Source organism: Citrobacter sp. KH_055_1 (assembly GCF_057838705.1).
In genome coordinates, this window is sequence record NZ_CM174473.1 from 1,365,479 (window position 1) to 1,387,571 (window position 22,093).

Below are 22,093 nucleotides of genomic sequence, written 5' to 3' on the forward strand. Positions count from 1 at the left end.
CTTATACTCATTTTTCAGACGTAAATGACTTTGGTTGATCCATATCAAGCGTATGCAGTGTTGCGCCAGAGAGGAAAAGCGGTATAATCCGGCGATTTTTTTTGTGGTTGCCACTCGTCTGAGGAAAGGAGAAGAGTATGAAGATCGTGGAAGTCAAACACCCACTCGTCAAACACAAGCTGGGATTGATGCGTGAAAACGACATCAGCACTAAACGCTTTCGTGAACTCGCCTCGGAAGTTGGCAGCCTGCTGACTTATGAAGCAACCGCTGGTCTGGAAACCGAAAAGGTGACCATTGAAGGCTGGAACGGCCCGGTTGAAGTCGACCAAATCAAAGGGAAAAAAATCACCGTTGTGCCAATCCTGCGTGCAGGCCTGGGTATGATGGAAGGCGTACTGGAAAACGTCCCGAGCGCGCGTATCAGCGTGGTGGGCATGTACCGTAACGAAGAGACGCTGGAGCCGGTACCGTACTTCCAGAAACTGGTGTCTAACATTGACGAGCGCATGGCGCTGATCGTTGACCCGATGCTGGCCACAGGTGGTTCCGTTATTGCTACCATCGACCTGCTGAAAAACGCGGGCTGCAGCAGCATTAAAGTGCTGGTGCTGGTTGCTGCGCCAGAAGGTATCGCTGCGCTGGAAAAAGCGCACCCGGATGTTGAGCTGTATACCGCATCTATCGACCAGGGGCTGAACGAGCACGGATACATTATTCCGGGACTCGGCGATGCCGGCGATAAGATTTTTGGTACCAAGTAAATGAATAAATAAAAAGAAGCCGACTTTAAGAGTCGGCTTTTTTTTGAATAAAACAACCCATCGCTACTCAAACACAATACTCAGAGGAAAACACTATGACGCGCCGTGCTATCGGGGTGAGTGAAAGACCGCCGCTTTTACAGACAATCCCGCTTAGTTTGCAGCACCTGTTCGCCATGTTTGGCGCCACGGTACTGGTGCCAGTCCTGTTTCATATCAACCCAGCCACCGTCCTGCTGTTTAACGGCATTGGTACGCTGCTGTATCTCTTTATCTGTAAGGGGAAAATCCCAGCTTATCTGGGGTCCAGCTTTGCCTTTATCTCTCCGGTGCTGCTGCTACTGCCGTTAGGGTATGAAGTGGCGCTCGGCGGTTTTATCATGTGTGGCGTGCTGTTCTGTCTGGTTTCTTTCATCGTGAAGAAAGCAGGTACCGGTTGGCTGGATGTGATGTTCCCGCCTGCGGCTATGGGCGCAATCGTTGCCGTCATCGGCCTTGAGCTGGCTGGTGTTGCTGCGGGGATGGCAGGCTTGCTGCCAGCTGAAGGACAAATGCCTGATTCTAAAACCATTATCATTTCGATGGTGACGCTGGGCGTAACGGTATTTGGTTCGGTACTGTTCCGCGGCTTTATGGCGATTATCCCGATTCTGATTGGTGTGCTGGCGGGTTATGCGCTCTCGTTCGTGATGGGCGTTGTGGATACCACACCCATTGCCGAAGCCCACTGGTTTGCTCTGCCGACCTTCTACACGCCGCGTTTTGAATGGGTGGCTATTCTGACCATCCTGCCTGCGGCGCTGGTGGTGATTGCCGAACACGTAGGACACCTGGTGGTGACCGCCAATATCGTGAAGAAAGATTTAATTCGCGATCCCGGCTTGCACCGTTCGATGTTCGCCAATGGCCTGTCGACGGTGATCTCCGGCTTCTTTGGTTCCACGCCTAACACCACTTATGGTGAGAACATCGGCGTCATGGCCATTACCCGCGTGTACAGTACCTGGGTCATTGGCGGGGCGGCAATTTTTGCTATTCTGCTTTCATGTGTGGGTAAACTGGCCGCCGCGATTCAGATAATCCCGCTGCCGGTTATGGGCGGTGTCTCACTGCTGTTGTACGGGGTGATTGGTGCGTCCGGTATCCGCGTGTTGATCGAATCAAAAGTTGATTATAACAAGGCACAAAACCTGATCCTGACTTCGGTGATTCTGATTATCGGCGTGAGCGGTGCGAAGGTTCACATTGGTGCGGCTGAGCTGAAAGGCATGGCGCTGGCGACCATTGTCGGCGTTGCCCTGAGCCTGATCTTCAAAGTGATTAGCCTGCTGCGTCCGGAAGAAGTCGTCCTTGACGCTGAAGATGCTGACAGACCGCAACACTAAGTCTCTGACCGGGCGGCATCGCTGCCCGGTTCTATCGCGACGTATTTCTGTGGTAAACTCAACGCGATTTTATGAAATCCTGGGTTGAGGTATCTCTGAACACACCGGCACAGCTCTCTTTGCCACTTTATCTTCCTGACGATGAAACCTTCGCAAGTTTCTGGCCGGGGGATAACTCCTCTTTACTGGCCGCGCTGCAAAACGTGCTGCGTCAGGAACATAGCGGGTATATCTATCTCTGGTCGCGTGAAGGCGCGGGCCGTAGTCATTTGCTGCACGCAGCCTGTGCCGAGCTTTCTCAGCGCGGGGATGCCGTCGGCTATGTCCCGCTGGATAAGCGTACGTGGTTCGTACCGGAAGTGCTTGATGGCATGGAACATCTCTCGCTGGTGTGCATTGATAACATTGAATGCGTGGCCGGGGATTCCCTGTGGGAAATGGCGATCTTCGATCTCTACAACCGCATTCTGGAATCAGGGAAAACGCGCCTGCTGATCACTGGCGATCGTCCACCAAGACAGCTTAATCTCGGACTGCCGGATCTGGCTTCTCGTCTGGACTGGGGGCAAATCTACAAACTTCAGCCGCTCTCGGATGAAGATAAGCTTCAGGCATTGCAATTACGCGCCAGATTGCGCGGGTTCGAACTGCCGGAGGACGTGGGCCGCTTCCTGCTAAAGCGTCTGGATCGCGAAATGCGCACGTTGTTTATGACCCTGGATGAACTGGATCATGCGTCGATCACCGCTCAGCGCAAGCTGACCATTCCGTTTGTCAAAGAGATTCTGAAGCTGTAAGCACCGCAGCCGAAAAGACTGCGGTGCATCACATTAGCCGACGATATCCAGCACCTGCTCCGGCGGACGCCCAATTCGCGCTTGACCGTTGGCCACCACAATCGGACGTTCCATCAGTTTCGGGTTTTCCACCATCGCCTGAATCAGCGCCTCTTCACTCAGAGTCTCGTCCGCCAGGTTGAGCGATTTATAGAGTTCTTCTTTCTGGCGCATCAGCTCACGCGCGCTGGACATGCCCAGCATCTGCAGCAGATTACGCAAAGTTGCTTCGTCTGCGGGAGTGTCGAGATACAGCACTACTTCCGGCTCCACGCCGTTGGACTTCAGTAATTCCAGTGTCTCACGGCTCTTTGAGCAACGTGGGTTATGGTAGATTTTAATCGCGTCTGACATGACTTCTCCTTGCATAGCAAAACTGCCGGATGGCGGATAAGACGCAACAGCGTCACCATCCGGTAAGTATTCAATAGTTACATCTTCGTGTACGGTTTAAAGCGCTCTTGCAGCTGGCGTAGCTGGTCAATACGGGCATCGTATCTTGCCTGCTGCTGGCTTCCCAGCTTCACCTGTGAACTTGCGCTGCTGAGCATAGAAATGGCCTGGTCAAGACGTCCCGCCAGCGCATAGCCTTCTGCGCGCGCTGCCAGTTCCTGATCGCGGTTATTCAGCGTTGCTTCCGTTTGTGCTAACAGATCCCAGCCATTGCCGTCATCCTTATGATTAAACGTATAACGATTCAGGATGGTAGCGGCCTCTTTGGCCTGACCGGCCTGTAAATAGGCATTCGCCAGGTTAAGCTGCAATACCGGATTAACGCGCAGGTCGCGGGCATTTTTCAGGCGATTAATTGCATCGCCGGTTTTCTTCTGACCGAGATCGATATCGGTCGCCAGGTCGAGATACCAGGCATTGTTCGGATCGGCAGACAGCAGCGGCTGTAGCGCTTTACGCGCCTCGTCGTATTTACTGTCTTCCATTGCTTGTAACGCGCGGCCATATTGCGCCGCCCGTTGCTCGCGGACGTTGCCTTTTGCCCAGTTATCCAGCAGGTCGCTGCTCAACTGGTTGCGACCCGAGTTATACATGCCGAGGGTTCGCGCTTTTGCCAGGTAAAAATCTTCCGAGGATTGCACCACCGTCGGTCGCATCTGGTTAGCACGGTTACGCGCATCCGCCAGACGGCTTTCTGGCAGGGGGTGCGTCAGCAGAATTTCAGGCGGGCGCGTGGAATAGCGCGCCTGGTCGAGCAGTTTTTCCAGAAACGTCGGCATGGCCTGCGGATCAAATCCTGAGCGTTGCAGGACCTGAATACCGATACGGTCCGCTTCCTGTTCATTTTGCTGCGTAAAGCTGATCATCCCCTGACGGGTGCCGGCCAGCGTACCGGTCAGTGCTGCCATCCCTGCCTGCGGACTGGCCATCGCCAACAGAATAGAACCCAGAGCCCCCACCCAGGTCAGCGGGGCAGAGCGCTTTTGGTCTTCCATGGCGCGCGCCAGGTGGCGCTGCGTGACGTGAGAAATTTCGTGCGCCATCACCGATGCCAGCTGGCTTTCGTTATCGGAATAGCGGAAAAGCGCAGAGTGCAGCACAACGTTGCCGCCAAAGAAGGCAAAGGCGTTTATTTCATCGTTATTAATCAAAAAGAAATGGAAGGGGGTTTTGACGGAGTCCGCGTGTGAGACCAGACGCATCCCCAGAGAATTAATGTATTGGGTCAGCAAAGGGTCGTTAATTAACGGCGCACTGCCGCGCAGCTGGCGTACGTAATAGTCACCCATCTGCATTTCCTGCCCGATGGAAAGCGTGCTCCCTGCTGAGGTTCCCATATCCGGTAGGGTGTCCGCAGTGTCAGCAAATGCGGGCGCGACCTGACCGATGGCCAGTGCAGCAATGAGGGTAGCAACCAGGTTTTTTTTCAACTGCCTGAACATAACCTCTGTCCTGTATTCTTTTTTTGAGATAGCCATTTGACCCATGCTGTGAAGTATCGTTCACCCTCAGACAGCTTTGGGAGTGTAACTGCGAAATTCGACGATGAACACCCAGGAAAAATGTCTTTTCACTTTGCGTAAACCGCTATAAAAAGCGAAGTCTTTTTTGTGACATTTCGATACAATTCGGGATCGCAATCCCGCTATTGAGGTTCATGGAAGGGTTTTATGCTCGAAATGTTGATGCAATGGTATCGCCGCCGCTTTAGCGACCCTGAGGCTATTGCCTTGCTGATTATTCTGGTTGCCGGTTTTGGCATCCTTTTCTTCTTTAGTGGGCTGTTAGCGCCGCTGCTGGTTGCCATTGTGCTGGCCTATCTGCTGGAATGGCCCACCGTGCGGCTGGAAAATATCGGTTGTTCAAGGCGTTGGGCGACATCCATTGTACTGGTGGTGTTCGTCGGTATTCTGCTGCTGATGGCGTTTGTGGTAATGCCGGTCGCGTGGCAGCAGGGGATCTACCTGATTCGCGATATGCCCGGCATGCTTAACAAGCTGTCTGATTTTGCCGCTACCTTGCCGCGACGGTATCCGGCGCTGATGGATGCCGGCATCATTGATGCGATGGCAGAGAATATGCGCGCGCGAATGCTCAATATGGGCGATTCCGTGGTGAAATATTCGCTGGCTTCGCTAGTCGGATTGCTGACGCTGGCGGTGTATCTGGTTCTCGTTCCGCTAATGGTGTTCTTCCTGGTGAAAGACAAAAGCCAGATGCTGAATGCCGTACGTCGGGTACTTCCGCGTAATCGTGGACTGGCCGGGCAGGTCTGGAAAGAGATGAACCAGCAAATCACCAACTATATTCGCGGCAAAGTGCTGGAAATGGTGGTGGTAGGCGTCGCCACCTGGCTGGGCTTCCTGCTGTTTGGCCTCAACTACTCCTTGCTGCTGGCTGTACTGGTCGGTTTTTCAGTCCTGATCCCGTATATCGGTGCCTTTGTGGTGACCATCCCGGTGGTGGGCGTGGCGCTGTTCCAGTTTGGTCTCGGGACCGAGTTCTGGAGCTGCTTTGCCGTGTACCTGATCATTCAGGCGCTGGATGGCAATCTGTTGGTCCCAGTACTGTTCTCCGAAGCCGTAAACCTGCATCCACTGGTGATTATTCTGTCGGTGGTGATTTTTGGCGGGCTGTGGGGATTCTGGGGCGTATTCTTTGCTATTCCGCTGGCGACGTTAATCAAAGCAGTCGTCCATGCCTGGCCGGATGGTCAGACGATTGACGAGTCATAGACCCTGACGCCCGGCGGTGCAATGCCGCCGGGCCAGAACTTGTCTGACCTCTATACACACTTTCTGAATAATCTTCCTGGGTGTCGTTTTTCTCCGTATTAGCCTTTAACTTGACCAATGTGATGTCTTTTTGTCACACAAGGAATAAGACCAACAGGAGAAAAAAAATGGGTCACAACACGCACACGCAACAAAAAGCGGGATGGGTTGGCTATCTCGCCTTTTTCGTCACTATTATCCTTTTTTCCGGCATGTTTTCGAAAAGTACCGACTGGTGGCGGGTGTTCGATTTCACCGTTCTCAACGGCGCATTTGGGCAGATAAACGCGGCAGGCGAGACGGCGGTCTCGTTTCGCGGTACCGGCGGGATGGGCGCAAAAGATGGCTTTTTATTTGCGCTGGAACTGGCGCCCTCCGTCATTCTGTCACTTGGCATCATCTCCATTACCGAAGGATTGGGAGGGTTGCGCGCGGCGCAGCAGCTAATGACGCCGGTCCTGCGCCCCTTACTCGGCGTTCCGGGTATTTGCTCGTTGGCGCTGATTGCGAATGTGCAAAATACCGATGCCGCAGCTGGAATGACCAAAGAGCTGGCGGAAGAGGGGATTATCACCGAGCAGGAACGCGCTATTTTTGCCTGCTGGCAAACCAGCGGTAGCGCGTGTATCACCAACTATTTTTCCTCAGGCGCGGCGCTGTTTACGATGGTTACCGTTCCGGTGATAACGCCACTGGCGGTGATCCTGGTCTTCAAATTTGTCGGCGCGAACCTGCTACGGCTGTGGATCGCGCAGCTTGAAAATCGCCGTACGCAGCAGGAGGCCTGAGATGACAACACACGTACGTAAAAATGTCATGGATATGTTCATCGATGGCGCAAGGCGCGGGTTTACCATTGCCACCACCAGCCTGTTACCGAACGTGGTGATGGCGTTTGTGATTATTCAGGCGCTAAAGGTAACGGGGTTGCTCGACGTCGTCGGCCGGGTGTGCGAACCGGTTATGGCGCTGTGGGGATTGCCGGGGGAATCTGCCACCGTGCTGTTGGCGGCGGTGATGAGTATGGGCGGCGGCGTTGGCGTTTGCGCCAGTCTGGTTGTCGCCGGAACCCTTTCGGGACATGATGCGACGGTATTGCTACCGGCCATCTACCTGATGGGGAATCCAGTGCAAAATGTCGGACGCTGTCTGGGGACTGCGGGGGTTCATCCTCGCTATTATCCGCTTATTATTGCGGTATGCGTGATGAATGCGCTGCTCTCTATTTGGGTTATGCAGGTAATTGCCTGACAAGGAAGGTTATGAACTGTTCAATTCTTGGTCTGACGCTGTTCCAGCGCGGACACGTTTACGCGCCTGACGATTTGGGGCAACAAGATATTCTGGTCGTGGGCGGAAAAATTGTCGCCATCGCGCCGTCTATCCTGGCAGACGATTTTCCCGGCTGTCAGTGTATTAATCTCGAGGGTGCCATTGTTTGTCCGGGGTTTATCGATCAGCACGTTCATTTGATTGGCGGTGGCGGAGAGGCCGGCCCCCACACCCGCACACCGGAAGTGCGCCTGTCACGACTGGTTGAAGCGGGTATCACCTCAGTGGTGGGATTGCTGGGTACCGATGGAATTACCCGTCATCCGGAGTCGCTGTTGGCGAAAACCCGAGCACTGGAATATGAAGGCATCAGTGCCTGGATGCTCACCGGCGCGTATTCGTTACCTTCCCCGACCATTACCGGCAGTATTGAGCGCGATGTAGCGCTGATCGACAAGGTGATAGGGGTGAAATGTGCGATTTCAGACCATCGCTCATCAGCCCCGAATACCGCGGTGCTGGCGAACATGGCGGCGCAGTCGCGCGTCGGCGGATTATTAGGGCAGAAGCCGGGGATTAGCGTCTTCCATATGGGTGACAGCCCGCGCATGCTGGAGCCGCTGTATGACGTCCTCGCGCATTCGGATGTGCCGATAACCAAACTGCTGCCAACGCATGTTAACCGCGCGGAACCGTTGTTTGAGGCCGCCTTAGCCTATGCCCGCAAAGGGGGGTATATCGACATTACCAGCAGTATTGATGAGCCCGTGGATCCGGCAACGGCCATCGCGACCGCGCTGCGCAGCGACGTTCCACTGTCGCGGATTACCTTGAGTTCAGACGGTAACGGCAGCCAGCCGGAGTTTGATGAACAGGGCAATCTGACGGGGATTGGTGTGGCCGGATTTGAATCACTGGCACACACGCTGCGCCAACTGGTGACGGTTCATGCCATTCCTCTGGAGCAGGCATTATGTCCGCTCACGCGCACGGTGGCGGAGTTTCTGGGACTTGGGCATAAAGGACGTCTGGCGGTTGGATGCGATGCGGACATTCTGGTGCTCAACGACACGCTGGAGGTTTACCACCTGTGGGCGAAGGGCAACGCGGTGGTGAAAGAGAAAAAAGCGTGTGTTAAAGGGACGTTTGAGTAAACGACGTTGATGCCGGATAGCGGCGTAAATGCCTTATCCGGCCTACGGACTTGCGCGGATGTAGGCCTGATAAGACGCGTAGCGTCGCCATCAGGCTTAATCCGGCAAAAATAAATCAGGCGTTTTCCTGCACCCATTTCAGCACGATGTCGTGGTGATTGCTGGTTTTGAAATCATCAAACACATGTTCAATCTTGCCGTCAGCATCCACCAGGAAGCTGATGCGATGAATGCCATCATAGGTTTTACCCATAAATGACTTTTCTCCCCAGACGCCAAACTGCTCGCAAACCTGGTGATCTTCATCGGACAGGAGCGTGAAGTTAAGCACTTCCTTCTCCACGAAGCGGGAAAGCTTCTCCGGTTTATCGGTGCTGATACCCAGCACTTCCACGCCGGCTTTTTTTAACTGATCCATGTTATCGCGTAAGCCACAGGCCTGTACGGTACAGCCGGGCGTCATGGCTTTCGGGTAGAAATAAACCAGAACACGCTGTCCCTGGAAGTCGGTTAAATTTACTTGTTCTCCGTCTTGATCCGGCAAGCTAAATTTCGGTGCGATATCACCGGCTTTCAGTGGGTTCATTACTTAACTCCATCCTGTTCATCATGCTGTGAGTAATTGACGACGTTAATACTGCCTTGCGCATTGAGTTCTGTACAGAGTGCTTTAAACGCATCCTCAATATTTGCCGAATCGTGTGACGCAGGGCTATGTGCGGTAATCTGAATAAACAACTGGGCAGCCTTTCCGTTCTCCGCCGGTTGGGTGCGCGAAACCAGTTCGGCAATATTCATTTGATGACTGTCGAAAAGGGCGGTAAAGCGCTCAATCAAATGGGGAGAGTCAGGGACATCAACCTGAACCCATACCGTGGCGGGCATCGCCGGGCGGGGGCGTGCGGTTGTACGCTTCATCACAATCAATAAATCCAGCTCTGCGCCTTTCAACGGCAAGGTTGATTCAATCAGGGTGATGGCATTCCAGGTGCCAGACAACAGCATGATAAATGTAAACTCGTCACCCAGCATGGCCAGTCGGCTGTCTTCAATATTACAGCCACAACTGCTGACATGACGAGTGATGGTGTTCACAATTCCTGGGCGGTCGGCACCCAGCGCAGTAATGACCAGATAGTGTTGCGATGACGATGTCAAACCTGTTCTTCCTTTGAGCGGTGAGGTAATTATAAGGAAAGCATAAAAAAAACATGCATACAACAATCAGAAGGGCTCTGGTCGCTTGCTTTTATTGTCGTACCAAACGTACCATTGAGACACTTGTTTGCACAGAGGATGGCCCATGTTCACGGGAAGTATTGTCGCGCTTATTACGCCGATGGATGAGAAAGGTAAAGTCTGCCGGTCGAGCCTGAAAAAACTGATTGATTATCATGTCGCCAGCGGCACCTCGGCGATCGTTTCGGTTGGCACTACCGGTGAGTCCGCCACGCTGAGTCATGATGAACATGGCGATGTGGTGATGATGACGCTGGAACTGGCCGACGGGCGTATTCCGGTGATTGCCGGAACCGGCGCCAATGCGACCGCAGAAGCCATTAGTCTGACGCAGCGTTTCAACGACAGCGGTATTGTCGGCTGCCTGACGGTGACGCCTTACTACAACCGCCCGACGCAGGAAGGTTTGTTCCAGCATTTCAAAGCCATCGCTGAACATACTGACTTGCCACAAATTCTGTATAATGTGCCGTCCCGTACCGGCTGCGATATGCTGCCGGAGACCGTGGGTCGTCTGGCGAAAGTAAAAAATATTGTCGCTATCAAAGAGGCCACAGGGAACTTAAGTCGTGTTCACCAGATCAAAGAGCTGGTTTCAGACGATTTTATTCTGCTCAGCGGTGATGACGCGACCGGGCTGGACTTTATGCAGCTCGGTGGTCATGGCGTGATTTCCGTTACCACTAACGTAGCGGCACGTGAAATGGCTGAAATGTGCAAACTGGCGGCAGAAGGGCGTTTTGCCGAGGCGCGGGTGATTAACCAGCGTTTGATGCCGTTACACAACAAACTATTTGTCGAACCCAATCCTATCCCGGTGAAATGGGCATGTAAGGAATTGGGTCTTGTGGCAACCGATACGCTGCGTCTGCCGATGACGCCAATCACGGACAATGCTCGTGATATCGTCAAAGCGGCGCTTAAGCATGCCGGTTTGCTGTAAAGTTTAGGGAGATTTGATGGCTTACTCAGTACAAAAGTCGCGCCTGGCCAAGGTTGCGGGTGTTTCGCTAGTTATGTTGCTCGCGGCCTGTAGTTCTGACTCGCGCTATAAGCGCCAGGTGAGCGGTGATGAATCCTATCTGGAGGCCGCACCGCTTGCTGAGCTTCATGCGCCAGCTGGGATGATTCTGCCGGTAACAACCGGTGATTATACCATCCCGGTAACCAACGGCAGCGGTGCTGTTGGTAAAGCGCTGGATATTCGCCCACCGGCTCAACCGCTGGCATTGGTTAGCGGTGCACGTACCCAGATCGCAGGTGATACGGCAACGTTGCTGGTAGAGAATGGTCGTAGTAACACGCTGTGGCCGCAGGTCGTTAGCGTGATTCAGGCGAAAAACTACACCATTACCAAACGTGATGATGCCAGTCAGACGCTGACGACCGATTGGGTTGACTGGAACCGTCTTGATGAAGACGAGCAGTATCGCGGACGTTATCAAATCTCGGTTAAACCGCAGGGCTATCAGCAGGCGGTAACGGTGAAACTGGTTAACCTCGAGCAGGCCGGTAAGCCGGTGGCAGATGCTGCATCAATGCAGCGCTACAGCGCTGAGATGATGAACGTTATCTCTGCGGGTCTGGATAAGACCGCCACCGACGCCGCGAATGCCGCGCAGAGTCGCTCTGCCGCCACCATGGATGTTCAGAGCGCTGCCGATGACACCGGCTTGCCGATGCTGGTGGTACGCGGACCGTTCAACGTGGTGTGGCAGCGTCTGCCAGCAGCACTTGAGAAAGTGGGTATGAAAGTGACCGACAGTACTCGTTCTCAGGGCAGCATCGCCGTAACCTACAAACCGCTGTCCGATAGCAACTGGCAGGAACTGGGCGCGAGCGATCCGGGTCTGGTATCCGGCGACTACAAACTGCAGGTCGGTGATTTAGACAACCGCAGCAGCTTGCAGTTTATCGATCCGAAGGGACATACCCTGACGCAAAGCCAGAACGACGCGCTGGTCGCCGTCTTCCAGGCAGCATTCAGTAAGTAAAAATCAAGGGCTGGATAACTCCAGCCCTTTTTTCTGGTATGATACGCAAACGTGTGCGTCAGCAGAAAAACGCAATATTTATCGTTATTTCACACCCAGGAGTAATAAAGATGCAAAAGCAAGCTGAGCTGTATCGTGGTAAAGCGAAGACCGTATACAGCACGGAAAACCCGGACCTGTTGGTGCTCGAATTCCGCAATGATACGTCAGCAGGGGATGGCGCGCGCATCGAACAGTTCGATCGTAAAGGCATGGTGAACAATAAGTTCAACCATTTCATTATGACCAAGCTGCAAGAAGCGGGCATTCCGACCCAAATGGAGCGACTGCTATCCGATACCGAATGTCTGGTGAAAAAACTGGAGATGGTCCCGGTCGAGTGCGTGGTGCGTAACCGCGCGGCAGGTTCCCTGGTGAAGCGTTTAGGCGTTGAGGAAGGTATTGAACTGAATCCGCCGCTGTTTGATCTGTTCCTGAAAAACGATGCTATGCACGATCCAATGATTAACGAGTCCTATTGCGAAACGTTTGGTTGGGTGAGCAAAGAGAATCTGGCACGAATGAAAGAGCTGACCTACAAAGCCAACGACGTGCTGAAAAAAATGTTTGATGACGCGGGTCTGATCCTGGTCGACTTCAAACTTGAGTTTGGTTTGTATAAAGGTGAAGTGGTTCTGGGCGACGAATTCTCTCCGGACGGTAGCCGTCTGTGGGACAAAGAAACGCTGGATAAAATGGACAAAGACCGTTTCCGCCAGAGTCTGGGCGGCCTGATCGAAGCCTATGAAGCTGTCGCACATCGCCTGGGTGTGAAGTTAGACTGATCCCTTCCTGAGCCGGCGATCGCTCTCCGGCTCATCAATTCCCCCCTGGTTTGATTACTCTTTCTTATGGTAATCCTGTTCCGAACCGCCTACGATCATCATCATAATGAATAAAAAGTTGAGGTGATTATGCGCTGGCAAGGGCGTCGCGAAAGCGACAATGTAGAAGACAGACGTAACAGTTCGGGCGGCGGACCTTCTATGGGCGGGCCGGGCTTTCGTTTGCCACGTGGTAAAGGCGGCATCATCCTGCTGATTGTGGTCCTTGTGGCCGGCTATTATGGCGTCGATCTCACCGGGTTAATGACCGGCCAACCTGTTTCGCAGCAGCAATCCACGCGTTCCATCAGTCCGAATGATGATGAAGCGGCCAAATTTACCTCGGTGATCCTCGCCACGACCGAAGACACCTGGGGCCAGCAGTTTGAAAAAATGGGCCGTACTTATCAGCAGCCTAAGCTGGTGATGTACCGTGGCGCGACGCGAACCGGATGTGGAGCAGGCCAGTCAGTGATGGGGCCATTTTATTGCCCTGCGGACGGCACGGTCTATATCGATCTCTCCTTCTATGACGACATGAAAAGTAAGCTCGGCGCTGACGGTGATTTTGCTCAGGGCTATGTCATTGCGCATGAGGTTGGCCACCACGTGCAGAAACTACTAGGCATAGAACCGAAAGTTCGCCAGATGCAGCAGAATGCCTCGCAGGCGGAAGTGAATCGTCTTTCCGTGCGTATGGAGCTGCAGGCCGACTGCTTTGCTGGCGTCTGGGGCAACAGTATGCAGCAGCAGGGCGTGCTGGAAACGGGCGATCTGGAAGAAGCGCTGAACGCCGCCCAGGCAATTGGTGACGATCGCCTGCAGCAGCAGGGGCAGGGACGCGTGGTACCGGACAGCTTTACGCATGGTACCTCTGAACAGCGCTATAGCTGGTTCAAACGCGGTTTTGATAGCGGCGACCCGGCGCAATGTAATACCTTTGGCAAAGGCATTTAAGATCCTGAGGCAGGGATGTCCGATAACACCGCACTGAATGCGTTAACTGAACACATGGCCCGGGAAGGCATCCGTCGCCTGCTGATTATTAGCGGCGAGGGTCTGTGGCCTCAGGAGCGGGCGCTTGCGCTACGCAACACATTACCCGGCGACTGGCTTTGGGTGGGGGCAACGGCCCCCGCTGAACCGTACTGCACGCCGCAAGCGCTACAAACGTTACTGGGGCGTGAGTTTCGCCATGCGGTTTTTGATGCCCGTCAGGGATTTGACGCTGCGGCGTTTGCCGCCCTAAGCGGCACGCTGCGTGCCGGAAGCTGGCTGGTGCTGCTGACGCCCCCCTGGCTGACCTGGCAAACGCATCCTGATGTGGATTCACTGCGCTGGAGCGATTGCGCCGAACCTATCCCTACGCCGCACTTTGTCGAACACTTTCAACGGGTGATGACCCGTGACGGACAAACCCTGCACTGGCAACAGCATCAGCCGTTTGCGCCTGGACATTTTCCCGCACGCGCTCGCTGGCAGCCAGCTAACGGCGAGCCTCAGCCAGAGCAGGCGGTCATTTTACAGCAGCTGCTGGATATGCCGCCCGGCGTGGCAGCGGTAACCGCCGCGCGAGGCCGGGGTAAATCCGCGCTGGCCGGGCAGTTGATATCACGCATGAAGGCAAGCGCCATTGTTACCGCCCCGGCAAAAGCGGCGACGGATGTGCTGGCGCAGTTTGCCGGAGAACGTTATCGCTTTATGGCGCCAGATGCGTTACTCACCGGCAGCGAAACTGCTGACTGGTTGATTGTGGATGAAGCGGCCGCTATTCCCGCCCCGTTGCTGCATCAGCTGGTTTCGCGTTTTCCACGTGTGCTGTTGACTACCACCGTTCAGGGCTACGAGGGAACCGGCAGAGGGTTCTTATTGAAGTTCTGCGCGCGTTTCCCCCATCTTCTGCGTTATGAACTGCAGCAGCCCATCAGGTGGGCTCAGGGGTGTCCGCTGGAACAAACCGTCAGTGAGACGCTGGTGTTCGACGACGACACTTTTTTGCATCCCCCTCAAGGCGATATCCACTTCTCCACCTTTGAGTCGACGGCCTGGCATAGCAATCCGCATCTGCCGCTGGCGGTATACCGGCTGCTCTCCGGGGCGCATTACCGCACGTCTCCGCTGGATTTGCGCCGAATGATGGACGCGCCTGGCCAGCATTTTTTGCAGGCATCGGCGGCTGACGCGGTGGCGGGGGCCGTCTGGTTGGTGGATGAAGGCGGCTTATCCGCTGAACTTAGCCAGGCCGTCTGGGCAGGTTATCGTCGTCCAAGAGGAAACCTGGTGGCGCAATCACTGGCCGCGCACGGCAGTGACCCACAGGCGGCGACGCTCGTTGGACGGCGAGTAAGCCGTATTGCGGTTCATCCCGCCCGCCAGCGGGAAGGTATTGGGCAACGGCTAATCGAGCAGGCTCATTACTATTCCACGCAGTGTGACTATCTGTCGGTCAGTTTTGGTTATACGAGTGAGCTATGGCGTTTCTGGCAGCGATGCGGCTTTGTGCTGGTGCGGATGGGGAATCATCGGGAGGCCAGCAGCGGCTGCTACACCGCGATGGCGCTGCTGCCGATAAGCGAGGCGGGAAAACGCCTGGCCGCAACCGAATACCTGCGCCTGCGTCGGGATGCTGACGTTCTGGCACAGTGGAACGATGAGGCGATCCCGGTCGTGCCGCTGAAAGAGACTACGCTTAATGAAGATGACTGGCAGGCGTTGGCTGGATTTGCTTTTGCGCATCGGCCGCTGCTCACGTCGTTAGGCTGTCTGAGTCGCCTGCTCCAGGGCAGCGAGCTACCTCTTCCGGCATTGCGCGGACGTGTCGACGAGAGATGCGGCGACGCTGAACTGTGCCTACGACTGAAGGTGTCCGGGCGTAAAGCGCTGTTGTTGGTTCAGCGGGATGAAGCGGCGCAGGCGTTGGCCCAGATCGATGCGGCCCGGACGCAACAGCTACAGAATCGCATTATGCAATGGCAATTTTTTCACTGACTTCTTCAATTTCCTGGCATGGTCATTGCGATTAAGCGGCGTAGAATTACTCTTATCAGTTAAGGAGATCGCCATGAAACATGACCATTTTGTTGTTCAAAGTCCCGATAAACCTGCGCAACAGCTGTTGCTGCTGTTTCATGGTGTCGGCGATAACCCGGTTGCCATGGGCGAAATTGGTTCCTGGTTTGCACCGCTGTTCCCCGATGCGCTGATTGTCAGTATCGGTGGGGCACAGCCTTACGGTTCCACCGGCGGCCGGCAGTGGTTTTCAGTGCAGGGCGTGACGGAACAGAACCGTCAGGAGCGGGTTGATGCCATCATGCCGGTGTTTATCGACATCGTACGCTACTGGCAGCAACAGAGCGGCGTTTCCCCTCAGGCAACCGCGCTGATTGGTTTTTCGCAGGGGGCGATTATGTCGCTTGAGAGCATCAAGGCCGAACCGGGGCTGGCATCGCGGGTCATCGCCTTCAATGGCCGCTACGCCAGCGTGCCGGAGGTGGCGACGACCGCCACAACGGTGCATTTGATTCACGGCGGGGAAGACCGGGTGATCGAACTGTCTCACGCCGTTGCCGCGCAGGAAGCATTAATTCGTGCCGGAGGGGATGTGACGCTGGATATCGTCGAGGATCTCGGCCATGCCATTGACGATCGCAGCATGCAATATGCACTCGATCATTTGCGCTTTACCGTACCGAAGCACTATTTCGATGAAGCACTGAGTGGTGGTAAGCCCCACGATGATGATGTGATTGAGATGATCTAGCCCGTAGGCCGGATAAGGCGAGGTCGCCATCCGGCACTTAATGCCCGGTAGCGCTAACGCTTACCGGGCCTACGGGACTGTGTTTATTTCTTCGGCTGATCTTTGTTCGGCCAGTCATCGTCATCATCCCATTTATCGTTAAAGTCACGATGCGGGGGAAGCTCCGGTTTATTGGCGAGAAATTTTTTATGGTCAACGCGCTTGAGATCTTTGATTACGTTCAGCAGTACGCCTACCAGAAAAACCAGTACTAAAATCCACCAATACTTTGCCAGCAAGTCCATGCTCATTTCCTCTTGCAGGAACGCTCATCAGGCGACGAGCTGCTCCATGATACGTTGATACATACGGGCAAGCAGCTGCAGGTCGGCGGCATTAACACATTCATTAATTTTATGAATGGTGGCATTGACCGGCCCAAGTTCTACTACCTGCGCCCCCATGCGGGCAATAAAGCGCCCGTCGGATGTCCCGCCTGTAGTCAGTAACTGCGGTTTAATTTCATTATAGTGCTCAATGGCGTTGACCACTGCATCCACCAGTTTACCGCGATCCGTCAGGAACGGCTGACCGGAAAGCCACCAGTCGACGGTATAACGCAGCTGATGCTTATCCAGCAGCGCCAGCACCCGCGATTTGATCATCTCATCGTTGAGTTCGGTGCTGAACCGGAAGTTGAACTGAACAAAAAGCTCGCCGGGGATGACGTTATTGCTGCCGGTTCCTGCCTGAATATTGGCAATCTGCATGCTGGTCGCGGGGAAAAATTCATTGCCCTGATCCCATTCAATGCCTACCAGTTCATTCAGCATTGGCGCAGCGCGGTGCACAGGGTTATCGGCCAGATGCGGATAGGCCACGTGTCCCTGAACCCCGTGAATTGTCAGGTTGCAGGTCAGTGAACCCCGACGCCCGTTCTTGACCACATCACCGACGATTTCGGTACTGGATGGCTCGCCGACCAGGCAATAGTCCAGTCGTTCGTTGCGGGCCATCAGCGCTTCAACCACCTTCACGGTGCCATTTTTCGCGCTGGCTTCTTCATCAGAGGTGATTAAAAATGCCAGACGGCCTTTATGGTTAGGGTGCTGAGCGACGAAACGCTCTGCCGCGACAACCATTGCCGCCAGCGATCCTTTCATATCTGCAGCGCCGCGTCCGAACAGCAGGCCGTCGCGGATTGTCGGCTCAAATGGCGGATTGATCCAACGATCAACATCACCGGCAGGCACGACGTCGGTGTGACCGGCAAATGCCAGCGTCTCACCGTGTCCGCGCCATGCCCAAAAATTCTGTGTGTCACCAAAATCCATTCGCTCAACGGTAAAACCTACCGCGCGCAGGCGCTCAATCATTAACGCCTGGCACCCGGCATCATCCGGGCTTAGGGAAGGACGGCGAATAAGCTGCTGTGTCAGCTCAATAACCGGGCACGACATAGACTACACCTCATTACAATCATTAAAAAACTGCATATAACTGGATTCACTAAAACCCAGCAGCATAGGCTTACCCGGTGCGCAGAGCAATGGGCGTTTGATCATTGCGGGCATTTCAATCATCAACGCGGCCGCGGCGACCGCAGTGGTGATGCGACTCCGCGTGGTTTCATCCAGTTTGCGCCAGGTGGTTCCGCGCGTATTGAGCAGCGCCTCCCAACCTAACTCGTTGATAAAAGACTGCATGAGTGCGTGGTCCAGACCGTCAACGCGATAATCATGGAAGCGGTACTCAATACCGCGTTCCTCCAGCCAGCGTCGGGCTTTTTTAATCGTATCGCAGTTTTTAATGCCGTAAAGGGTGACCATTTGAATCCTTATTGACGTAATTTGAATATTTATTCTTAATCTGTGTTATTGCAGATAATACATAGTGTCACTCAATCGTTATAGAAAAATATAACATTGTTGAACAACAGTGAATAATGATTCCTGAAAGTTCCAGAATCATGGATGGCGTAAAATTCAGAATTTACTGCTTTGCATCTGACTGTTTTTCCATCAGAATTATCAAAGTCGTAGATTATGTATGAATATTTCATAATATTGCCGTAAGTCACATAAAATTTATGGGTATAGCGCATAGTGATGACATACACCCCACACACGGGAGGATGCAATCACAACCATTGGTTAAATTGTCTTCTTTTAATGATGATGATTTCGTAGAATGCCCATAATAATAAGAGAGGTTGTTATGATTGAACGTGAACTGGGGAACTGGAAAGATTTTATCGAAGTCATGCTTCGTAAATAAATTTCTGGCAGACATCCTGATCCCGCAAGGGATAAAAAAAGGCGACTCATAATAAGTCGCCTTTTTTGTGCCCTGATTATTCCGGGCGTGGCTTCAACGGGAAGCGCCTGCGTACCAGCACAAAAAACAGCGGCACGAAGTAAATGGCCAAAATGGTGGCGGATATCATCCCGCCCATCACGCCGGTCCCTACCGCATGCTGACCGCCGGAGCCTGCGCCGCTGCTGATGGTCATCGGCAGCACCCCGAAGATAAACGCCAGTGAGGTCATTAAAATTGGACGTAAACGCTGACGACAGGCGTGCAGTGTGGCGTCGAGCAAATCGTGTCCTTTTTCATTCATTTCATTGGCGAACTCAACAATTAATATCGCGTTTTTCGCCGACAGCCCGATAACCGTTAATAGCCCGACCTGGAAATAAACGTCGTTTTCCAGACCGCGCATCCAGGTCGCCAGCAGCGCGCCAATCACCCCCAACGGCACTACCAGCATGACGGAGAACGGTACCGACCAGCTTTCGTACAGTGCCGCCAGACACAGGAACACCACCAGCAGCGAAATAGCGTACAGGGCAGGGGCCTGAGAGCCCGAGAGCCGTTCCTGATAAGACATCGCCGTCCATTCGAGGCCAAATCCGGTCGGAAGCTGATGCACCAGCGATTCCATCACGTCCATTGCCGTCCCGGTACTGACGCCGGGCGCGGCTTCGCCGACGATCTCGACGGCAGAGTATCCGTTGTAGCGTTCCAGACGCGGTGAACCGGTTTCCCAGCGCGAGGTGGCAAACGCCGAGAACGGCACCATACCACCGCTATTGTTGCGTACGTACCACAGGTTGATGTCGTCAGGGAGCATGCGATATTTCGCCGCCGCCTGCACGTAGACTTTTTTCACACGGCCGCGGTCCATAAAGTCATTGACGTAACTGGAGCCCCAGGCCGTTTGCAGCGTGTCGTTAATATCATCGATAGAAACCCCCAACGCCTGTGCTTTGCGCTGATCGATATCAATTTGCAGCTGCGGGCTGTCGTCGAGGCCATTATGACGTACGCGGGTGAGAGAGGTGTCCTTCCCGGCAAGTTCTATCAGTTTGTCCCGTGCGGCCATTAACGCGTCATGACCCGCACCGGCGTGATCCTGCAACTCCATATCAAAACCGGCAGAGCTACCCAGGCCGCTGATGGCCGGAGGGCTGCTGGCAAATACGCGCGCCTCTTTAATCTGGTTAAACGCTTTGGTGGCGCGTTCGATAATGGCAAATGAGGTGCCGGTGGTGGCGTCACGATCGTCCCAGTCTTTTAAGCGGACAAACATGCGCGCTACGTTCTGCCCGTTCCCACCAGGGCCAGAGCCGACTGTTGAGAAGACCGACATGATGTTGTCTTTTTCATGGGTGAAATAATACTTCTCGACTTCTTCCACCACTTTTAACGTCTGCTGCTGCGTGGAACCGCTGGGCAGCTGTACCGAGGTGGTAAACATGCCGCGGTCTTCCAGCGGCAGGAACGAGGTTGGCAGGCGCAGGAACAGGAATACCATGCCGCCGAGCAGCAAGCCGTAGATCAGGATCCAGCGCAGGCTGCGATGTAAAATTCGGGCAACGCCTTTTTCATAGCGTTCAGCATTGCGGTTAAACATGCGGTTAAACCAGCCGAAGAACCCGGTCTGACCGTGATGTTCGCCCTTATGCAGCGGCTTGAGCAATGTGGCGCACAGGGCCGGGGTCAGGATCATCGCCACCAGCACCGACAGCACCATTGCCGAGACGATGGTTATCGAGAATTGGCGGTAAATCGCCCCGGTGGTGCCACCGAAGAAGGCCATCGGGATAAATACCGCGGACAGCACCATGGCGATACCCACCAGCGCACCCTGGATCTGCCCCATCGATTTCCGCGTGGCTTCACGCGGCGAGAGGCCTTCCTCGCTCATGATGCGCTCGACGTTCTCCACCACCACAATGGCGTCATCGACCAGCAAGCCGATGGCCAGCACCATCGCAAACATCGTTAGCGTGTTGACGCTGTAGCCAAAGGCGTAGAGCACGGAGAAGGTGCCCATTAACACCACCGGGACGGCGATGGTTGGGATAAGCGTCGCACGGAAGTTTTGCAGGAACAGATACATGACGAGGAAGACCAGCGCGATGGCTTCCAGCAGCGTTTTTACCACGTCGATAATCGACGCTTTGACGAAGGAGGTGGTTTCATACGCCACCTTGTATTCCAGTCCGTGCGGGAAATATTGCGACAGCTCATTCAGGCGATTGATAACCAGATTCGCCGTCGCCATTTCATTGGCGCCAGAGGCTAATTTAACCCCCAGACCGGAGGCCGGATTGCCGTTAAAGCGGCTGAGGTAATCGTATTTCTCTGCGCCCATTTCGACTGTGGCGACGTCGCCCAGTTTGACGTCGGAACCGTCCTGGTTCACGCGCAGCGTAATCGCGCGGAAATCGTCCGGCGTTTGTAGCAATGACTGAGCATTGATCGTCGCATTCAGCGCCTGTTTGTCCACCGAAGGCGTACCGCCAAGTTGGCCGACTGCAATTTGCGCATTTTGCGACTCGATAGCGTCAGTGACGTCTTTGGCGGTCATCTGGAAGCTGTTCAGCTTGGCCGGGTCGAGCCAGATACGCATGGAGTATTGAGAGCCGTAGGCGTCAATATCCCCCACGCCGTTAATACGGCTGAGCGGGTCCTGAATATTACTCGCCACGTAGTCGGCAATATCCTGCTTGTCCATTGAGCCGTCGGTGGAGACAAAGGCGATAGTCAGGATATTGGTATCCCCGGTTTTACGTACCGTCACCCCCTGATCCTGTACCGCCTGCGGCAGCTTACGCATCGCCGACTGCAGTTGGTTTTGTACCTGCTGTACGGCTTCGTCAGGATCGGTCCCTGCCACAAAACTAAGCGTCACCGACGCCTGGCCGGTCCCGCTGCTTTGCGACGACATATACATCAGGTTATCGAGACCGGTCATGTTCTGTTCGATAACCTGGGTCACGGTGTTTTCCAGCGTTTGTGCCGACGCGCCTGGATAGTTCGCGGTGACGCGCACGTTCGGCGGCGCCAGATCGGGATATTGCTCAACGGGCAGCGAAAAAATAGCCAGGGTTCCTGTGAGACACAACAGGATAGCTAACACCCAGGCAAAAATGGGGCGATCGATAAAAAAATTCGCCATTAAAAGGGGACCTCGTGTTTCTGCGTATATTTGTGGGTATGACCTGCTTCACTGTAGCGGCAAGGTACGAGCCAAACGTGGAGAAAAAAAGAAGATAATGTAAATTATCATACGCGTTTACAGCGTACCTTTCGTGCCAACGCCGTCTGGACT

General features: G+C 54.3%; 22 protein-coding genes. 14 read left to right on the forward strand and 8 right to left on the reverse strand.

Annotation, left to right across the window (positions count from 1 at the left end):
• Window positions 1-137: 137 nt before the first annotated feature.
• The 3 genes from upp to AC3ITF_RS06315 all read left to right on the forward strand — a co-directional run bounded on the left by upp (window position 138) and on the right by AC3ITF_RS06315 (window position 2,946).
• Window positions 138-764: a uracil phosphoribosyltransferase gene (gene upp, locus AC3ITF_RS06305; protein WP_096756189.1), complete on the forward strand. Its 627-nt coding sequence runs from the start codon at window positions 138-140 to the stop codon at window positions 762-764.
• 95 nt (window positions 765-859) lie between these two features.
• A complete protein-coding gene (gene uraA / locus AC3ITF_RS06310; protein ID WP_096756190.1) occupies window positions 860-2,149 on the forward strand; it encodes a uracil permease in 1,290 nt (429 codons plus the stop codon).
• A 95-nt stretch (window positions 2,150-2,244) separates the two neighbouring features.
• Window positions 2,245-2,946: a DnaA inactivator Hda gene (locus AC3ITF_RS06315; RefSeq protein WP_212726261.1), complete on the forward strand. Its 702-nt coding sequence runs from the start codon at window positions 2,245-2,247 to the stop codon at window positions 2,944-2,946.
• Window positions 2,947-2,979: 33 nt separating this feature from the next.
• Here AC3ITF_RS06315 and arsC read toward each other — a convergent pair whose 3' ends face one another.
• Together arsC and bepA are read right to left on the reverse strand one after the other, a co-directional pair.
• Window positions 2,980-3,339 carry an arsenate reductase (glutaredoxin) gene (arsC, locus tag AC3ITF_RS06320; protein WP_489176237.1) on the reverse strand — a complete coding sequence of 120 codons (360 nt, stop codon included), beginning with the start codon at window positions 3,337-3,339 and terminating at the stop codon, window positions 2,980-2,982.
• A gap of 77 nt (window positions 3,340-3,416) precedes the next feature.
• Complete coding sequence (gene bepA / locus AC3ITF_RS06325) at window positions 3,417-4,880, reverse strand: beta-barrel assembly-enhancing protease (protein WP_115257799.1); 1,464 nt, start codon at window positions 4,878-4,880, stop codon at window positions 3,417-3,419.
• Window positions 4,881-5,108: 228 nt separating this feature from the next.
• Between bepA and AC3ITF_RS06330 the strand changes: the two genes are divergently transcribed.
• From AC3ITF_RS06330 to iadA, 4 genes are all read left to right on the forward strand, one after another.
• On the forward strand, window positions 5,109-6,173 hold the full coding sequence (locus AC3ITF_RS06330; RefSeq protein WP_096756194.1) for an AI-2E family transporter: 1,065 nt from the start codon (window positions 5,109-5,111) through the stop codon (window positions 6,171-6,173).
• 167 nt (window positions 6,174-6,340) lie between these two features.
• Window positions 6,341-7,000 carry a nucleoside recognition domain-containing protein gene (locus AC3ITF_RS06335; protein WP_137361936.1) on the forward strand — a complete coding sequence of 220 codons (660 nt, stop codon included), beginning with the start codon at window positions 6,341-6,343 and terminating at the stop codon, window positions 6,998-7,000.
• A 1-nt stretch (window position 7,001) separates the two neighbouring features.
• Window positions 7,002-7,463 (forward strand): YjiG family protein, encoded by a 462-nt coding sequence (locus tag AC3ITF_RS06340; RefSeq protein ID WP_117343531.1) that lies wholly within the window; start codon window positions 7,002-7,004, stop codon window positions 7,461-7,463.
• Between the two features lie 11 nt (window positions 7,464-7,474).
• Window positions 7,475-8,638, forward strand: a complete 1,164-nt coding sequence (gene iadA / locus AC3ITF_RS06345; RefSeq protein WP_115257802.1) for a beta-aspartyl-peptidase — start codon at window positions 7,475-7,477, stop codon at window positions 8,636-8,638.
• 115 nt (window positions 8,639-8,753) lie between these two features.
• Here iadA and bcp read toward each other — a convergent pair whose 3' ends face one another.
• Window positions 8,754-9,224, reverse strand: a complete 471-nt coding sequence (gene bcp / locus AC3ITF_RS06350) for a thioredoxin-dependent thiol peroxidase (protein WP_096756198.1) — start codon at window positions 9,222-9,224, stop codon at window positions 8,754-8,756.
• Window positions 9,224-9,796 carry a glycine cleavage system transcriptional repressor gene (locus tag AC3ITF_RS06355; protein ID WP_003037954.1) on the reverse strand — a complete coding sequence of 191 codons (573 nt, stop codon included), beginning with the start codon at window positions 9,794-9,796 and terminating at the stop codon, window positions 9,224-9,226. The genes bcp and AC3ITF_RS06355 overlap by 1 nt, the downstream gene beginning before the upstream one ends.
• 145 nt (window positions 9,797-9,941) lie before the next feature.
• On the opposite strand from AC3ITF_RS06355, the gene dapA reads away from it, so the two are divergent.
• From dapA to ypfH, 6 genes are all read left to right on the forward strand, one after another.
• On the forward strand, window positions 9,942-10,820 hold the full coding sequence (gene dapA / locus AC3ITF_RS06360; RefSeq protein ID WP_096756200.1) for a 4-hydroxy-tetrahydrodipicolinate synthase: 879 nt from the start codon (window positions 9,942-9,944) through the stop codon (window positions 10,818-10,820).
• Between the two features lie 16 nt (window positions 10,821-10,836).
• Window positions 10,837-11,871: an outer membrane protein assembly factor BamC gene (bamC, locus tag AC3ITF_RS06365; protein ID WP_117343534.1), complete on the forward strand. Its 1,035-nt coding sequence runs from the start codon at window positions 10,837-10,839 to the stop codon at window positions 11,869-11,871.
• A gap of 110 nt (window positions 11,872-11,981) precedes the next feature.
• A complete protein-coding gene (gene purC, locus AC3ITF_RS06370; RefSeq protein WP_096756202.1) occupies window positions 11,982-12,695 on the forward strand; it encodes a phosphoribosylaminoimidazolesuccinocarboxamide synthase in 714 nt (237 codons plus the stop codon).
• Window positions 12,696-12,824: 129 nt separating this feature from the next.
• Window positions 12,825-13,691 carry a KPN_02809 family neutral zinc metallopeptidase gene (ypfJ, locus tag AC3ITF_RS06375; RefSeq protein WP_117343535.1) on the forward strand — a complete coding sequence of 289 codons (867 nt, stop codon included), beginning with the start codon at window positions 12,825-12,827 and terminating at the stop codon, window positions 13,689-13,691.
• A 15-nt stretch (window positions 13,692-13,706) separates the two neighbouring features.
• Window positions 13,707-15,722 (forward strand): tRNA(Met) cytidine acetyltransferase TmcA, encoded by a 2,016-nt coding sequence (locus AC3ITF_RS06380; RefSeq protein WP_489176238.1) that lies wholly within the window; start codon window positions 13,707-13,709, stop codon window positions 15,720-15,722.
• A gap of 73 nt (window positions 15,723-15,795) precedes the next feature.
• Window positions 15,796-16,494, forward strand: a complete 699-nt coding sequence (ypfH, locus tag AC3ITF_RS06385) for an esterase (protein WP_096756205.1) — start codon at window positions 15,796-15,798, stop codon at window positions 16,492-16,494.
• Window positions 16,495-16,577: 83 nt separating this feature from the next.
• On the opposite strand, the gene AC3ITF_RS06390 is transcribed toward ypfH, so the two are convergent.
• Genes AC3ITF_RS06390 through AC3ITF_RS06400 form a run of 3 tightly spaced genes read right to left on the reverse strand, consistent with a single transcriptional unit; the run spans window position 16,578 to window position 18,302 of the window.
• The gene (locus tag AC3ITF_RS06390; protein WP_096756206.1) at window positions 16,578-16,778 is read right to left on the reverse strand and encodes a hypothetical protein; all 201 of its coding nucleotides are present in this window, start codon (window positions 16,776-16,778) and stop codon (window positions 16,578-16,580) included.
• A gap of 27 nt (window positions 16,779-16,805) precedes the next feature.
• Entirely contained in the window at window positions 16,806-17,933 is a 1,128-nt protein-coding gene (dapE, locus tag AC3ITF_RS06395; protein WP_096756207.1) for a succinyl-diaminopimelate desuccinylase, read from the reverse strand.
• 3 nt (window positions 17,934-17,936) lie between these two features.
• Window positions 17,937-18,302, reverse strand: a complete 366-nt coding sequence (locus AC3ITF_RS06400; protein ID WP_489176239.1) for an ArsC family reductase — start codon at window positions 18,300-18,302, stop codon at window positions 17,937-17,939.
• Between the two features lie 388 nt (window positions 18,303-18,690).
• Here AC3ITF_RS06400 and ypfM point away from each other — a divergent pair, with 388 nt between their 5' ends.
• Window positions 18,691-18,750: a protein YpfM gene (gene ypfM, locus AC3ITF_RS06405; RefSeq protein ID WP_001386977.1), complete on the forward strand. Its 60-nt coding sequence runs from the start codon at window positions 18,691-18,693 to the stop codon at window positions 18,748-18,750.
• 76 nt (window positions 18,751-18,826) lie between these two features.
• Here the strand turns inward: ypfM and acrD are convergent, their stop codons facing one another.
• Window positions 18,827-21,940: a multidrug efflux RND transporter permease AcrD gene (gene acrD / locus AC3ITF_RS06410; RefSeq protein ID WP_096756209.1), complete on the reverse strand. Its 3,114-nt coding sequence runs from the start codon at window positions 21,938-21,940 to the stop codon at window positions 18,827-18,829.
• Between the last annotated feature and the right edge of the window lie 153 nt (window positions 21,941-22,093).

Excerpts from the sequence above, each read along its gene's own strand:
- upp (WP_096756189.1), top strand. The coding sequence starts at position 138 with ATGAAGATCGTGGAAGTCAAACACCCACTCGTCAAACACAAGCTGGGA.
- uraA (WP_096756190.1), top strand. The coding sequence starts at position 860 with ATGACGCGCCGTGCTATCGGGGTGAGTGAAAGACCGCCGCTTTTACAG.
- arsC (WP_489176237.1), bottom strand. The coding sequence starts at position 3,339 with ATGTCAGACGCGATTAAAATCTACCATAACCCACGTTGCTCAAAGAGC.
- bepA (WP_115257799.1), bottom strand. The coding sequence starts at position 4,880 with ATGTTCAGGCAGTTGAAAAAAAACCTGGTTGCTACCCTCATTGCTGCA.
- AC3ITF_RS06330 (WP_096756194.1), top strand. The coding sequence starts at position 5,109 with ATGCTCGAAATGTTGATGCAATGGTATCGCCGCCGCTTTAGCGACCCT.
- AC3ITF_RS06335 (WP_137361936.1), top strand. The coding sequence starts at position 6,341 with ATGGGTCACAACACGCACACGCAACAAAAAGCGGGATGGGTTGGCTAT.
- AC3ITF_RS06340 (WP_117343531.1), top strand. The coding sequence starts at position 7,002 with ATGACAACACACGTACGTAAAAATGTCATGGATATGTTCATCGATGGC.
- iadA (WP_115257802.1), top strand. The coding sequence starts at position 7,475 with ATGAACTGTTCAATTCTTGGTCTGACGCTGTTCCAGCGCGGACACGTT.
- bcp (WP_096756198.1), bottom strand. The coding sequence starts at position 9,224 with ATGAACCCACTGAAAGCCGGTGATATCGCACCGAAATTTAGCTTGCCG.
- dapA (WP_096756200.1), top strand. The coding sequence starts at position 9,942 with ATGTTCACGGGAAGTATTGTCGCGCTTATTACGCCGATGGATGAGAAA.
- bamC (WP_117343534.1), top strand. The coding sequence starts at position 10,837 with ATGGCTTACTCAGTACAAAAGTCGCGCCTGGCCAAGGTTGCGGGTGTT.
- purC (WP_096756202.1), top strand. The coding sequence starts at position 11,982 with ATGCAAAAGCAAGCTGAGCTGTATCGTGGTAAAGCGAAGACCGTATAC.
- ypfJ (WP_117343535.1), top strand. The coding sequence starts at position 12,825 with ATGCGCTGGCAAGGGCGTCGCGAAAGCGACAATGTAGAAGACAGACGT.
- AC3ITF_RS06380 (WP_489176238.1), top strand. The coding sequence starts at position 13,707 with ATGTCCGATAACACCGCACTGAATGCGTTAACTGAACACATGGCCCGG.
- ypfH (WP_096756205.1), top strand. The coding sequence starts at position 15,796 with ATGAAACATGACCATTTTGTTGTTCAAAGTCCCGATAAACCTGCGCAA.
- AC3ITF_RS06390 (WP_096756206.1), bottom strand. The coding sequence starts at position 16,778 with ATGGACTTGCTGGCAAAGTATTGGTGGATTTTAGTACTGGTTTTTCTG.
- dapE (WP_096756207.1), bottom strand. The coding sequence starts at position 17,933 with ATGTCGTGCCCGGTTATTGAGCTGACACAGCAGCTTATTCGCCGTCCT.
- AC3ITF_RS06400 (WP_489176239.1), bottom strand. The coding sequence starts at position 18,302 with ATGGTCACCCTTTACGGCATTAAAAACTGCGATACGATTAAAAAAGCC.
- acrD (WP_096756209.1), bottom strand. The coding sequence starts at position 21,940 with ATGGCGAATTTTTTTATCGATCGCCCCATTTTTGCCTGGGTGTTAGCT.